The organism is Psychroflexus sp. MES1-P1E (genome assembly GCF_002836055.1).
In the GTDB taxonomy this organism is placed as follows: domain Bacteria; phylum Bacteroidota; class Bacteroidia; order Flavobacteriales; family Flavobacteriaceae; genus Psychroflexus.
Genome location: NZ_PJBS01000154.1, coordinates 15849 through 30380 on the forward strand (window position 1 = coordinate 15849; position 14532 = coordinate 30380).

Annotated in this window: 14 protein-coding genes; 11 read left to right on the plus strand and 3 right to left on the minus strand. The window is 34.9% G+C overall.

Features of this window, described 5'->3' with window-relative positions:
* Nucleotides 1–108: 108 nt before the first annotated feature.
* The 3 genes from surE to CXF67_RS05575 are packed head-to-tail and all read left to right on the plus strand — an operon-like array spanning nucleotide 109 to nucleotide 1653.
* A complete protein-coding gene (surE, locus tag CXF67_RS05565; protein ID WP_102087858.1) occupies nucleotides 109–894 on the plus strand; it encodes a 5'/3'-nucleotidase SurE in 786 nt (261 codons plus the stop codon).
* Entirely contained in the window at nucleotides 887–1168 is a 282-nt protein-coding gene (locus CXF67_RS05570) for a hypothetical protein (RefSeq protein WP_102087847.1), read from the plus strand. Before surE ends, CXF67_RS05570 begins: the two co-directional genes overlap by 8 nt.
* Nucleotides 1169–1170: 2 nt before the next feature.
* Nucleotides 1171–1653, plus strand: coding sequence for an acyl-CoA thioesterase (locus tag CXF67_RS05575; RefSeq protein WP_102087848.1), 483 nt, complete (start codon nucleotides 1171–1173; stop codon nucleotides 1651–1653).
* Between the two features lie 76 nt (nucleotides 1654–1729).
* Here CXF67_RS05575 and CXF67_RS05580 read toward each other — a convergent pair whose 3' ends face one another.
* Nucleotides 1730–3577 carry a fasciclin domain-containing protein gene (locus CXF67_RS05580; RefSeq protein WP_102087859.1) on the minus strand — a complete coding sequence of 616 codons (1848 nt, stop codon included), beginning with the start codon at nucleotides 3575–3577 and terminating at the stop codon, nucleotides 1730–1732.
* Between the two features lie 130 nt (nucleotides 3578–3707).
* Nucleotides 3708–4364, minus strand: coding sequence for a hypothetical protein (locus CXF67_RS05585; RefSeq protein ID WP_102087849.1), 657 nt, complete (start codon nucleotides 4362–4364; stop codon nucleotides 3708–3710).
* Nucleotides 4365–4443: 79 nt separating this feature from the next.
* On the opposite strand from CXF67_RS05585, the gene CXF67_RS05590 reads away from it, so the two are divergent.
* From CXF67_RS05590 to CXF67_RS18700, 7 genes are all read left to right on the plus strand, one after another.
* A complete protein-coding gene (locus CXF67_RS05590; RefSeq protein ID WP_102087850.1) occupies nucleotides 4444–4968 on the plus strand; it encodes an RNA polymerase sigma factor in 525 nt (174 codons plus the stop codon).
* A gap of 56 nt (nucleotides 4969–5024) precedes the next feature.
* Nucleotides 5025–5927: a FecR family protein gene (locus tag CXF67_RS05595; protein WP_102087851.1), complete on the plus strand. Its 903-nt coding sequence runs from the start codon at nucleotides 5025–5027 to the stop codon at nucleotides 5925–5927.
* Nucleotides 5924–8440, plus strand: coding sequence for a TonB-dependent receptor plug domain-containing protein (locus tag CXF67_RS05600; RefSeq protein ID WP_102087852.1), 2517 nt, complete (start codon nucleotides 5924–5926; stop codon nucleotides 8438–8440). Before CXF67_RS05595 ends, CXF67_RS05600 begins: the two co-directional genes overlap by 4 nt.
* 195 nt (nucleotides 8441–8635) lie before the next feature.
* Nucleotides 8636–11143, plus strand: a complete 2508-nt coding sequence (locus tag CXF67_RS05605) for a M14 family metallopeptidase (protein ID WP_102087853.1) — start codon at nucleotides 8636–8638, stop codon at nucleotides 11141–11143.
* A 116-nt stretch (nucleotides 11144–11259) separates the two neighbouring features.
* Nucleotides 11260–12171: a patatin-like phospholipase family protein gene (locus tag CXF67_RS05610; protein WP_102087854.1), complete on the plus strand. Its 912-nt coding sequence runs from the start codon at nucleotides 11260–11262 to the stop codon at nucleotides 12169–12171.
* A 228-nt stretch (nucleotides 12172–12399) separates the two neighbouring features.
* On the plus strand, nucleotides 12400–12534 hold the full coding sequence (locus CXF67_RS18695; protein WP_257984606.1) for a hypothetical protein: 135 nt from the start codon (nucleotides 12400–12402) through the stop codon (nucleotides 12532–12534).
* A 302-nt stretch (nucleotides 12535–12836) separates the two neighbouring features.
* On the plus strand, nucleotides 12837–13076 hold the full coding sequence (locus tag CXF67_RS18700; RefSeq protein ID WP_257984607.1) for a cytochrome c oxidase assembly factor Coa1 family protein: 240 nt from the start codon (nucleotides 12837–12839) through the stop codon (nucleotides 13074–13076).
* A gap of 134 nt (nucleotides 13077–13210) precedes the next feature.
* Here CXF67_RS18700 and CXF67_RS05620 read toward each other — a convergent pair whose 3' ends face one another.
* Nucleotides 13211–13885 carry a methyltransferase domain-containing protein gene (locus CXF67_RS05620; RefSeq protein ID WP_102087855.1) on the minus strand — a complete coding sequence of 225 codons (675 nt, stop codon included), beginning with the start codon at nucleotides 13883–13885 and terminating at the stop codon, nucleotides 13211–13213.
* A 265-nt stretch (nucleotides 13886–14150) separates the two neighbouring features.
* On the opposite strand from CXF67_RS05620, the gene CXF67_RS05625 reads away from it, so the two are divergent.
* Nucleotides 14151–14375 (plus strand): hypothetical protein, encoded by a 225-nt coding sequence (locus CXF67_RS05625; RefSeq protein WP_102087856.1) that lies wholly within the window; start codon nucleotides 14151–14153, stop codon nucleotides 14373–14375.
* The last annotated feature ends 157 nt before the right edge of the window (nucleotides 14376–14532 follow it).

Sequence of the window (14532 nt, forward strand, 5' to 3'; positions counted from 1 at the left end):
GTAAAAATTATACCACATTTTTTAATGCTAGCTAATAATTTGTTAAACGTGATAATTCATTTTATTACGAGCTAAAATGATTATTTTAGCCCCTTGAAAATGAATTCTATGCAAAAAGAAAACAAACCTTTAATATTAGTCACGAACGACGATGGCATCACTGCCCCAGGCATAAGACATCTTATACAAATTATGAAAACTATCGGAGAAGTAGTTGTCGTTGCACCAGACAGGCCGCAAAGCGGAATGGGACACGCTATAACACTCAATGACAATTTATATTGCGACCCAGTTACCATCGATAAATATTCACAAATCAAAGAATATTCTTGTTCAGGCACACCAGCGGATTGTGTAAAAATAGGAACCCAAGAAATCCTAAAAAGAAAACCAGATTTATGTGTAAGTGGAATCAACCATGGGTCTAATTCCTCCATAAATGTCATTTACTCTGGAACGATGAGTGCTGCAGTAGAAGCAGGGATAGAAGGAATACCTGCCATTGGATTTTCTCTACTTGATTACTCTATGGAAGCTAATTTTGACCATACGACCAAGTATATAAAACGCATTACAAATAATGTCATACAAAATGGCCTTCCTAAGGGGGTTGTTCTTAATGTCAATTTCCCTAAAGCTGGAGAAGAAAATTTAAAAGGTGTAAAAATTTGTAGACAAGCCAAAGCCTTTTGGAGAGAGCAATTTGATAAGCGACAAAATCCGCAAGGGAGAAATTATTATTGGCTCTCTGGAGAATTTGTAAACGAAGATAAAGATGGAGGAACAGATGTTGAAGCTCTAGAAGCTGGCTATGTGTCTGTTGTCCCAGTCATGTTTGACCTTACAGCACATCAATTTATTGATGATTTAAAATCTTGGTCCATCAATGATTAAAAAAGAAATTGCCATAGGCTTCTTAATAGGGATCACTGCCAATCTCGCAGGCATGTTCCTGTATATAAGCGTCATCATGCAAAGGGAGTTTGAAATGGTTCTCAGCAAAGCTTCAGGAGAAGGTGTACTTGGGAGCATTATTGCTTTGGGTGCTATTTTAAACTTTTTGCCGTTTTTTGTGTTTATTAAGAAAAAACAAGATCATAGAGCACGTGGGGTAGTCATGGCCACTATTTTGAGTGCAATTATTATTCTAATCACTAAATTTATTTAAATATGTATAGTCAATCATTTGAAATTCGTTGGAGTGATCTGGATGCTAATCGGCATTTAGCAAACTCTTCCTATCAGAATTTTATGAGCCATACGAGAATGGCTTTTCTCGTGGAAAATGGCTTTTCTCAGCAGGAATTGGTAAAGTATAATATTGGTCCAATTGTATTTTATGAACACATTTTCTATTTTAAAGAAATAAAACCTGAAGACAAGGTAAGGGTGAGTTTAGAACTAAAAGGCCTAAGTGAAAATGGCATGTTTTTTCAGTTTGAACATAACGTATATAACCAAAAAGGAGAGAATTGTGCAAGATGCGATATGATGGGATCGTGGATTGATCTCAAATCGAGACAACTCACTGCTCTTCCAGAGCATTTGCTATATCCCTTAGAGCATTTGACTAAAACTGAAGATTATAAAGTACTGACCAAAGAGGATACTAGGAAATTTGGAGTGAAGCCAAAACATCTCGATAAAGTATAGGCTCACTAAAATTTTAAAAGCAAAAAGGTTCAACGAAATGTTGAACCTTTTTTAATTCTATAAATAAGCTTATAATTTATAACTGTGGTAATAAAACAGTATCAATGGCATGAACTACACCATTAGAAGCTTGAACATCAAACACAGCGATGGTGCTTACTCTGTCATTAGGATCTGTTAAAGTTCCAGCAGAAGCATCTACCGTTAAATCCGCTCCCAATGTAGTCACAGTTCCATCCATAAGATCTGTTGATCTCACATTAGCTTGTGCAACAACATGTGTATTCAAAGCAGCAGTTAAAGTAGCTGGATCTATGTCTTCAATTCCTTCAACACCCAATTCAGCAAATAAATTGTCAAAAGCTGAATTAATTGGAGCAAATACTGTGAATGGAGCTGGAGCAGTTCCATTTGGGGTAGAAAGCGTCTCCACATAGTTTTGTGCTTCCTGTCCATCATCGGTAAGTGCAGCAACTAGACTACTGAAATTAGGATCTGCTGTTGCAAAAGTGACTACGGTTGGTAAACCTATTACCGCGTCAACAATATGTACAACACCGTTTGCTGCTTCATTATCTGGAGCTGTTACAGCAGATACACCATTTAATCTTACACCGTTATCTAAGTTGATATAAAAGCTCAAGTTGTTTTCAGTGTCACCAAATGTAGCTAGAGAATTTGTATAACTAGTTTCTAAATCAGTAGAAAGTGCGGTTCCTGCTAAAACATGATTTAACAAAACTTGAGTTACTACTTCCACTGGAAGATCTCCTAAAGCTGAACCATTCAAGAATATATCGAATGCAGCGTTGGTTGGAGCAAAGACAGTATACTGGCTCGCCCTGTCGTTTAGAACTTCATCAAGACCTGTCAATTGCAATGCAGCAAACAAACTAGACAAGTCATCATTCATCATCGCCAACCCTGTAATTGTTGGGTCAATAACATCAACTATCACTTGTGGTAATAACACTTTGTCTATAGCATGCACAACACCATTACTGGTTTGCACGTCTACTATTGCAATATTGGCATTTGCCTCTGTAGCATCCATAACTTGAGCTCCATTTGATAAGTCAAACTCTAATTCTTCGCCTTGCAAAGTTACTGCTGTTAATCCTGTAGTAAGATCGCTTGATCTTACGTTAGATCCAGCAATAACATGATATTCTAAAATGGTAGCTAAAGTTGCAGGAGCAACATCACCTAAACCTGAAACACCCAGACCGCTTAATAGGTCATCAAAAGCAGCATTCGTTGGGGCGAAAACTGTAAAAGGTGAATTTTCTGAACCTGATAGAATATCTACATAATTTGTTTGATCTGTACTCGCTGCGATTAAAGCACTTACCAGTGTGGAAAATTGAGGATTTGCAATAGCTTGTGTAGTAACGCTTGGTAAACCAATTACAGCATTTACTTCGTGGACAACACCATTAGTTGCTAGAATATCTGCTGTAGTAACGTTAGAAACACCGTTTATTGCTACACCTCCATCTGTATTAATAAACAGACTAAGAGTACTTTCAGAAGCACTTCCGGTACCTAAAGAATTTACATATCCTGTAGTTAAATCTGCTGCTAGAACTCTTCCGTTAACAACATGGTTTAAAAGAACTTCTCTTAAGAGACTTTCCGGAACTTCTTCAAGACTTGAAAATCCATTGTCTTGCAAAAATGTACTAAAAGCGTCGTTAGTAGGAGCAAATACCGTGAGATCACCACTACCACCGGCAAATGGCGCAACTAAATCTGTACGAACTAAAGCGGCTAAAAGTGAAGAAAACTGTTCATTTTCTGTCACCAAATCAGCAATCGTCGGATCGCCTGATGGCGGCATTATTGGAGCATCATCATCGTCTGAACATGATACAAATACTGTAGCAAGAAATGCCACAAGCAAAAATTTTGATAGTAATTTCATAGTTTTTTGTTTTATTGTTACATGCATAAGACAAACACAACTCAAAAGTTACTACCCCAAAAATCTTTTTTAATAAGGGTTTAACAAATAGGAATAATAAATACTAAGAAATACTTAATAAAATATTTATTCACTCCTCACAATGTGAAGGCGAAGAATCCAGCATATCAATAAATTCTTGGTTATCATTGATAACAACTTCAAGAGAAATTTTATTAAGAAGTGAAATAGGATAGCCTATTTCGTAAACATCAGAATCATGAAGATTTTCTAAGTATAGAAAGATATCTTTGTTATTGAAGAAATGATGCGTTTGGAAAGAGGAGTTGACGTCATTGAAATCCTTCAGAGTTAAAGGAAATTTTATTGAGTAACAATTGAAGGTTGTGAAACTTTGAAAATCGCTACACTGATTGATCAGCGCATTTAATTCAGGAGTAGAATTGACCTCTTGAAGACTATAATCACTGAAGACTATAGAGACCGGAAATACAATCTCAATAGCATCCTCTTCTCTTAAAGGACTTAAATCTTGTGCTGAATTAAAAACTCGGAGTTGATTATTGATGGAAAGCTCATAAGGGAAAATAAGACTAAAACAGAAAGCATTGTCTATAAGATCATCAAAAGAAGCATTGTGAGAAGTTATAGATTTGACCTTAGAGGAAAGATCTGATGAATAGTGTAAAGTGTTTTCATTTTCTACCAATGGAGCATCGTCTTCATAGCAGCTCACCATTAAAATGGGAAGCAATAAAAAAATAATCGATTTGTAAAATTTAAACATATTTTTTAGCTTACACTTATAAAACAACTTAGGACTCATAATTCCTACAAATTTAAACTTTTTTTATAATTTTGAATCCATGGAAAACGCAAGACCTTTATTTGAAAATACCTGTGAAAAAACTGTATTTTCAAAACTTCATGAAAGGTATGCAAAAGATTTACACGATTTTATTTACTATAAATTTGGTGAACAGTATAATCCTAAAGACAAAGTTCAGGAGGCTTTTATGAAACTCTGGGAGAATTGTAAAAAAATATCACCTGACAAAGCTAAAAGTTACCTATTTTCGGTAGCGAACAACACCACTCTTAATACTATAAAACATAGAAAGGTAGTCTTAAAATATGAGTCGAATGCTTCAAAAAATAACTCGACTAATCAAGACCCTCAATTTTTACTTGAAGAAAAAGAATATTTAAATAAATATCAAAAAGCATTATCCAATCTTACAGAAGAAAAACGAGTTGCTTTTATGCTCAATAGAGTTGAAGGGAAAAAACATAAAGAAATTGCAGAGCTGTTGGGGATTTCTAGAAAAGCTGTTGAAAAGCGAATCTACTCTGCACTCAAACAACTTAGACGAGATATTGATGGAATTTAACAGTTATGGAGTAGGAGAATTTATAAGTAAATTGTCTTATAAATGATTAGATTGCTATGAAAGAGGAATATTTAATTGAAAAGTGGATCAGAGACGAGCTCACTTCAGAAGAATGGGAGGCGTTTAAAAAATTAGACGTCTACCCTTCTTATGCCAAAATTTCTGAAACAGCAAAGCATTTTAGAGCTCCTAAATTTGATGCTCAAGAGTCTCTTACTAAGCTTGAATCTGACCTTCACCAACCTATTCTAAAAACAACCTTCAATTTTTATAAAATCATTGGTATTGTGGCAGCTATATGCATCATAGTATTTTCAGCTGTAAAACTACTAAATAAGACTTCATATTTAGAAAGCATACAAACTCAAGTTGCTGAGACTAAAACTTTAAGTCTGCCAGATGAATCTGAAGTGAATTTAAGCGCTAAGTCAATTATACAATTTAACTCTTCAACATGGACACAAGAGCGGTCTTTAAATTTAGAAGGTGAAGCTTTTTTTAAAGTTTCTACAGGGAATGTATTTACAGTAAAGACAAAATATGGAAGCATTCAGGTTTTAGGCACACAGTTTAATGTAAAATCAAGAGCATATGGGTTTGAAGTCACTTGTTATGAAGGGTCCGTAAAAGTAATTATAGATAACAAGGCGTATATACTCCAACCCAAAGAGACCGTAAATTTTATAAAAGACAAAATCTCAAATTCTAAAACTTATTCATCAAAACCAAGTTGGATCAATCATACTTCACGATTTAAAAGTACTTCGCTAGAATCGGTTTTACAAGAATTTAATCTTTATTACAATATAAAGTTTGAAACCTCAGCCATCAATTCCTCTAGACTCTATACTGGAAATTTTGTCCATAATGATCTTGAAAACGCCTTAAAATCCATTACTTTGCCTTTAAAATTGACCTACCAGATAAATGGTGATATGGTCATATTGTCTAAAAAGTGAGATTACTGAATTTACATTCTTTTTTATTTATCCTTTTGAGCTTGAGTAGTCATGGCTACGCTCAGAACTCAAGTGGTGACAAAGGTTTAGGCGGATTTTTGAGAACTATTGAGAGTCGATTTGACGTTAAATTTTCTTATGCAGATGATCAAATAGAAAACCTTATTATAACTCCCAATCCTTCTTTAAATTCACTAGAAGATTGCCTTAACTTTTTAGAAACATCCACTCCTTTCTCGTATAAAACCCATTCCGACAAAAACATACTCATCATTCCAAATGATAATGAATTTGAACTGTGTGTGATCGCTAAAGATGAATTAACTCAAAAAAAATTGACAGAAGCATCGATAAAGGTTGGCAACTACCTCTACAAACCAAATGCTTCAGGCCAATTTAAAATCCCTGTAAACGCTGAAGAAGTTGATTTAAGCATTAGGGTAAAGGGCTATGCTCCAGAGCTAAAAAGAGTTATACCTAGCGAAAGAAAATACTGCATTGAAGTTATGGTTTCCCCTTTTTCTATAGTGCTTGAAGAAATTATCCTAACCAATTATCTAACGGAAGGCATTCAAAAATATCGGTCTGGGATTTTAAAACTCGATTATGAAAGCTTTGGATTGTTACCAGGGCTAGTAGAACCTGATGTTTTACAGAGTATACAAGCGCTTCCTGGCATAACCAGCCGCCAAGAAAGCGTGTCCTATCTTAATGTAAGAGGAGGCACTCATGATCAAAATTTATTTTTGTGGGACGGTATAAAAATGTACCATACCTCTCATTTTTTTGGGATGATTTCTGCGTTTAATCCCTATATGACTAAAAGCGTAAAATTGATCAAAAATGGAACATCCTCACGATATGGTGATGGAGTTTCTAGTGTGATCGATATGCGTACTAAAGATTCTATTGTGAAATCTTTTAAAGCTGAAATTGGAGTGAACCTAATCAATGCTGACGTTTATATTGAAGCTCCTTTGACGTCTGCCTCTTCTATCGAGTTTTCTTTTAGAGAATCCATCAACAATATTTGGGAGAGTCCAACCTACAATCACTATTTTGATAAAATCTTCCAGAACACTGAGGTTACCAACGAAACAAATCCTGCCTCTCAACAAAATAATGAATTTATATTTTATGATGCTACTTTAAACTACAAATACAAGCTCACTGAAAAGGATTACATAAAAGGCAATTTCTTTTACACACATGATGAATTTTCTCTTGACAGGTTTAAAATTTTGGATAATAGGATTGACACAAGATCTAGCGAACTCGAACAAACCAATGTAGCTGGTGGAATCTATTACAATAGGAACTGGTCTGAAACTACAAAAACTGAAGTTCAGTTTTATACTTCCAAATACAATCAAAATTCTATCAATACGAATTTATTAGATGACCAAAGCCTAGAGCAGATCAATGAAGTAAGAGAAATTGGAGTCCGTGTTAATCTGAAAACCCATTTATCTTCAAAGCTTAGTCTAGAATCAGGATATCAGCTTAACGAGACTGGGATTATCAATTCAGAATCTGTCAATAATCCAGGTTTTTTTAGAGAAACTCGAAACTCTATTTTAACGAACAGCCTTTATAGCCAGTTAAACTATCTGTCAACAAATAAAGACCTCAGTGTAGAATTTGGGGGAAGACTTAATCATTTTTCAAAATTTGACAAGGTGGTGATTGAGCCTAGATTCAACTTAAGTTATAAAATAGTAGACGATGTTTACCTAGAAGTTCTCGCTGAACAAAAAAGCCAAGTCACCTCTCAAGTTATCGATTTACAAACGGATTTTTTGGGTGTTGAAAATAGAAGATGGGTCCTCTCCGATCCCAATAACCGACCAATTATACAAAGCCAACAAGTCTCGACTGGACTCAATTACGTAAAACCAAGCTGGTTTATCAATGCAGACGTCTACTACAAACACGTGAAAGGAATCACCACGCAAGGACAAGGTTTTCAAAATCAGTTTCAATTTTTACAAGTGCATGGAAGTTATGAAGTAAAAGGAATTGATTTTTTAATCAATAAAAATTTCGATCCTATTTCTGGATGGGCAAGCTATTCCATATCCGATAATTTTTACCATTTTGATGCTTTAGACCCCTCGCGTTTTCAGAGCAATCTAGATATACAACATGCGATTTCTTTTGGTTTGAGCTACGAAAAAAAAGGCTTAAAATTATCTACTGGATTTAACTGGCATTCTGGAGCACCTATAACACTTCCCAAAGAAAATCAAAGTGTGAACCCTCAGGAAGTTCTATTTCAAGGACCAAACGCGGAGCGATTACCCGATTACTTTAGGTTGGATTTTTCAACAACCTACACCTTTGCCATTTTTAAAAATATAAATGCTCTTGCAGGTTTGTCCTTTTGGAATGTCTTTGGAAACTCGAATATATACGATCAGTTTTATTGGTTGAATGACGATCAAAATATCCAAACCTTTAAACAACGAGGTTTAAATTTTACACCAAATTTGGTGTTCAGACTGAAGTTTTAATAGCCTCTAAAAAATTCGTATCCAAACATCAACTAGTTTAAGAAGAATTAGTTTACTACAGCAATTACAACTTTAGTATATTTAAATCTTAAATCGCTATATAAGCTGAACTTGAGGAAGTATTCTTTAAAATTTAAACTTTTCACTCAAACTCAAGTCTTAATTATATCTGTAACTCTAATTTGATAAATTAATATGAAAAAAATTCTATTTTTCACCACCTTTTTTTTTGCTTTATGTGCTCAAGCCCAAGAAGTGAAACTAAAAGACTACTTACCTCAAGATGTAACTTATAATCGAAACATTCCAACCCCTAGTGAAATCGTTGGTTTTGTCCCTGGAGAGTGGCATATTTCTCACGACAAACTGGTTCTATATATGAAAGCCATAGCAGAATCCTCAGATAGGGTGAGTATAGAAAACAGAGGGTTTACTTATGAAAAAAGACCTCTTATTTTACTCACTATTACCTCTCCAGAGAATCATAAAAATCTAGCTGAAATTCAAGAGAACCATCTCAAAATCATATCTGGTGAAGTCTCTGAATCTCAATTGGAATCTATGCCTATTGTAGTGAATCAAGGGTTTTCTGTTCACGGCAATGAACCTAGTGGCACCAATGCTGCACTAGTTTTAGCTTATTATCTTGCGGCTGCAGAAGGAGCTTCAATAGACCGGATGCTAGAGAATACTGTTATACTTCTCGACCCAAGTTTCAACCCAGATGGTTTACAACGATTTGCCTATTGGACCAATACCAATAGAAGCGTAAATTTAAATCCTGACCCTCAAGATCGTGAATTCTCTGAAATTTGGCCCGGGGGCAGAACAAATCATTATTGGTTCGACCTCAATAGAGATTGGCTTCCTCTTCAACTTTTAGAAAGCCAGGCTAGAGTAAAAACATTTTACGATTGGAGACCTAATGTCCTAACCGACCACCACGAGATGGGCTCCAATTCTTCGTTCTTTTTTCAACCTGGTATCCCAGAAAGAACCAATCCCCTCACCCCTCAACTCAACCAAGATCTTACTGAACGAATTGGTAACTATCATGCTAAAGCTCTAGACAGTATCGGTTCTTTATATTATTCAAAAGAGAGTTTTGATGACTTTTACTATGGTAAAGGGTCTACCTTCCCAGACATTAATGGTTCTATAGGTATTCTTTTCGAACAAGCAAGCTCTAGAGGTTCTGGACAAATGACTGAAAACGGATTATTGACATTCCCCTTCACTATTAAAAATCAGTTTACCACAGCCCTATCCACTTTAAAAGCTTCCTTAGAACTGAAAACTGATATTCTCAAGTTACAGTATAATTTTTATAGAAACGCCGAAAAGAAAGCTGAAAAGGGAGCTTATGTGTTTGGCAGAAAGAACGATCCTGTCTTAGCCAACGAATTGGCAAAAGTCTTAGAGCAACATCAGGTAGAGTTATATAAACTTGACAAAAATGAGCACTTTGACGGTAAGGATTTCGACCAAAATTCATCGTATATCATTCCTAAAAACCAATTACAGCATAGGATCGTAGAGGCCATGTTTGAAAAGCGTACGAGTTTTAACGATAGTATTTTTTACGATGTATCCGCCTGGAGTTTCAGACATGCTTTTGATGTAGATTTTGCTGAAGTGAAATCTATAGATATGGGTAAAAAGCTAACTTCAGTAGAATTGGACATCCCCAATGACCTTCAAAAATCTGAGTACGCCTATGCTTTGCGCTGGAATGATTTTAATGCCCCAAAGGTGTTATATAAAATCATGGATGAAGACATCCGTGTAAAGGTGGCTCAAAAACCATTTCAATCTAAGACTGAAACTTTTGATTATGGAACTATTGTAATTCCTATACAAAATCAACAGAAAACCAGTACCGAAATCTACACTCTACTGGATGAATTACAAAAAAACAACCATGTAAAAATTTCACCATTAAAAACTGGATTAACCCAAGGAATTAATCTTGGAAGTCCCAATATGAATCCTCTAGAAATGCCTAAAATTGCTATGCTTGTTGGCGAAGGAGTAAGGTCTTATGATGCCGGGGAAATATGGCACATGCTAGATTTTAGGTATGAGATTCCAGTCACTAAAGTGGATGCCAAAGATTTTAATAGGACTAGCCTAGAGAAGTACACCCACTTGGTTATACCAAGCTCAAGTTCTAATGCCTTAACCCCTTCAGGAAAAGAAAAACTAAAAGACTGGGTAAGTAAAGGGGGGAACCTCATCGCCTACAAAGGCACCATGAATTGGCTTAAAGATGAAAAGATGATTGACTTTAAAATAAAAAAAGATAGTGTCGTGGCCAAGGACATCAGTTTTATAGAGCGATCAAAATTTTATGGTGCTAAGCGAATAGGAGGAGCTATTTTTAAAGCTAAAATCGACAGATCCCACCCTATAGTTTATGGTTATAATAATGACGAGATAGCCCTTTTTAGAAACTCCAACTTAATGTTAGAGGCGGATACTTTAAGCTTTAAAAATCCTATTCAATATACCAACTCACCTTTATTAAGCGGGTATATAAATGCTGAAAATTTAGAGTTAATTAAAAGCACTGTCCCCTTCAAACAAAATGGGTATGGAAGAGGAAACGTGATGATCTTTACTGATAATACCAATTTTAGAGCCTTTTGGCTTGGAACCTTCAAGTTATTTTTAAACTCAATCTTTTTTAGCGACCAGATGTAAAATAGTTATTCATATCCATTACACAAGTCCATTTTTATGCCTAGAAATGGACTTGTGCGTTTAGAGTCAAAATTATTGTAATTTCAATATTACATTTATCTTGAAAAAATAAAACTATGAGAGCAATGGTCATTTCAGGTGGAGGAAGCAAAGGGGCATTTGCAGGAGGTATTGCAGAATATCTTATTAACGTTTGCAAAAACGACTATAACCTTTTTGTAGGCACCTCTACAGGAAGTCTGCTTATTCCATTGCTTTCTATAGGTGAAATTTCTAGGCTCAAGGAGGTGTATACCTCAGTAAACCAAAATTCTATTTTTAGTAGAAATCCTTTTATCATCAAAGAAAGGGATGGCGAATTTGAAATCAGGATCAATCACCTCAACATCCTCATTGGGTTTTTAAAAGGGTCGAAAACCTTTGGAGAAAGTAAGTCCTTAAAAAAATTAATTTTGAGAACAATCACTCCAAATTTTTTTGAGCAAATGAAGAATCAACATGTAGATGTGGTCGTCACCGTTTCCAACATAAGTTTGGGCAAGGTCGAATACAAGTCCGTAAAGGACTTTAATCGCGAAGAATTTTGTGATTGGATATGGGCTTCTGCTAACTTAGTTCCTTTTATGAGCTTAGTTAGAAAGGATGGTTACGAGTATGGGGATGGAGGATTAGGTAATGTTGTTCCTATTGCAGAAGCTATTAACAGAGGCGCTAAAGAAGTGGATATCATTTTATTGAAAACTGAAAAGCCATTTCAAAAAAAGCCAGTAAAAAATGTCTTAGAATTAACGACTCGGATATTTGATTTCCTTCTGGAGCAAATTATTACCAATGATATTACGATTGGAAAATTGAGGAGTAAACATGATGAGATCACACTCAACTTTTATAACCCTCCTGAAATGCTCACCAAAAACTCTCTTATTTTTGAACCTAGAAAAATGAAAAAATGGTGGGAGCTAGGTTTTGAGTTTGCACAACAGAACAACCACTATTGCAGAAGAATTCAGACCAAATTATTTCAATAAAGGGATAGAGTGTTGTTTATACCAATTTAAACCTATAATGTCGCAATAAATCGTTTCTTTTTCGCTTGCTTTTTACCAAAAATAATTACCGTAACTAAGGCTATGCTTCTTATTTTTAAATTCAATCAATCAAAAAACAATTCAATTTATTCATGCGACATTGTAAATTTAAATTGGTATTGATTATATACCTATAATTTTTAGAAATCTAAATCCAAAAAAAGCAACGTGAGTTTTGCTCAAGTAAAAGTTGGAGATTATGATGGCTTGGTCATTGCAAAAGGAAGAACTCGGGATTATTTAAGATTAAACCAAGACCTAATCAATATGACTTTCGGATTTCAATCTCTGCGGATGTTGTAAAGAGAAAAAAGTTAACCGATTATCCTTCTGTTGACCCAGAGGTAAAAACAGGTGGGTGAAGACAATCGATCCAAGAAGACAAAGCCTATAAAGAAGAGAACTTAGTTACCTCTCCACTTTGGTCTGGTCATCCAAATCTTATAAGAAAATTTTAAAAACTAATGAGAACAACGCTTCAAACATAACATATGAGTAACGAACTGATTGAGCAAAAAAGCTGATGGAAAAAAAATTGGAAGTGGTTTATACCTGTCAGCGGTCTCTTACTCATTATATTTTCTGTATTCATTTCTTCAGAAATAATGGGGATTGGTACTGATTTTGCTCAGGCTTATTCCGATACCGAGCTTTATCAAGATGCTATAAAAAAAGTCGAATCTAACCAAAAAGTGAAAGAACTACTCGGCGAAATAGAACCGATTGACAAATTTGCAATTTTAGAGGGGGAAGTTAACTACTCAATTGAAAACCAACGTGTAAATTCTACCATCTGGATACAAGAAAGGAAAAGCAAAAATGGATATTTCCGCAGATCGAGTTGAGGGACCATGGGTCTTTAAAAAGATCGATGTCCGAATTAAAAACTCAGATAATAGCAAACAAACAATTGAAATTATAAGAGATTCCGAAAAGCAATGACATAAATACACTTATGGTATCTTAAACAGATAGAAACCTAAATTTTATAAAGTGTAGTCACTATAGTTCCTTTTTGGCCCTTTAAAATAACAGATAATAACTGCGTTTCTTCCTTGACCTTTAAGTTAAATGGTTTTGCCGTTAAGTTAACACCACTTTGCTTTTTTAGTCTAATTCCTTGTCCTGAAATAATATCTTTATTAGGTATAAAATTCCCTTCAGGGACATGTTCGGTTACGATAATATATTCAAAATCAGTTAATTTACTGACTATACGTTGAATTTCAGTATTCGATAAATGTTGTAACACGTGTCTTAGTAAGGCGCAATCCCCAGAAGGCAAATCATCTTTCGCGATATCCAAACAATGGAATTCTAAATGGTCTCCCCTGTATTTTTTTGTATTCCTTTCTATGAGACCTGTAACTATATCGACAGCATGGTACTTTCTGGTATAGTTCACCAATTCTTTTCCTATATTAAAATCGCCACAGCCTAAATCGCAGAGAATAAGTTCATCTTGAAAAGAAGTTAAAAATGAGATGACAACCTCTATGTATGGGTTGACCACTTTAGGATGATGGGAGCCTATACCCGAATAGAAATGGGAAGAGCCACCTCCCCAGAGTTTCATTTCATAAATCTGTTCCATAGCCTCTTTTGTTGGCCAAGACTTCTTTATGCTCTTTGATTTATTTTCTTTTTCCTTCATCAGTACCGCTAAGGTTTTTAAAACGAAGGTATCCAATTTTAGTATCACACTTCATGCTTTTCACTTCGGCTCTATGTATCAACCTTTTATTTTGAGTAAATTGCCTCAGGACAAGCCCATAAGACATTATATGAGAAAAAATTTATAAAGCATGGCAAGCCTCCGAGTATTTTAATCTCGATTATCGAGTAAATAAACCGAATAATGATGGAAGTATAATCCATACTCATCTTAACTCTGGTATATTGCATTTAAAATCACTAATATGAAATTGAATTTATTGTCTTGTGATGCTCAAAGGCCTGATAAAAGAGCGATAGCTAAATGTATTGTAGAGATTTCAACGGGTGTTGATGAACCCTTGTCGAACGAACTTACAGATATACTTTTGGAAGGAGATGCAGTGGATATTGAGCTGGAAGATAAAAACTCCGGTTCTGCCTTAAGAGCTTTGCGAAAACTGGATATTGATTATGAAATTATAGAGTAAAGGAAATACTGTACCTAAAAATTATCATGAATTTCGTACATAAAATCTAAGCATATGTCGAATGCCATCTTAGCAATTATGAAACGTAAATGACTGCGTGTTAACCAAGTTTGTCTTTAGAATAAGTTTAAAGTTTTTTTCTAACAAGTATTCTTCT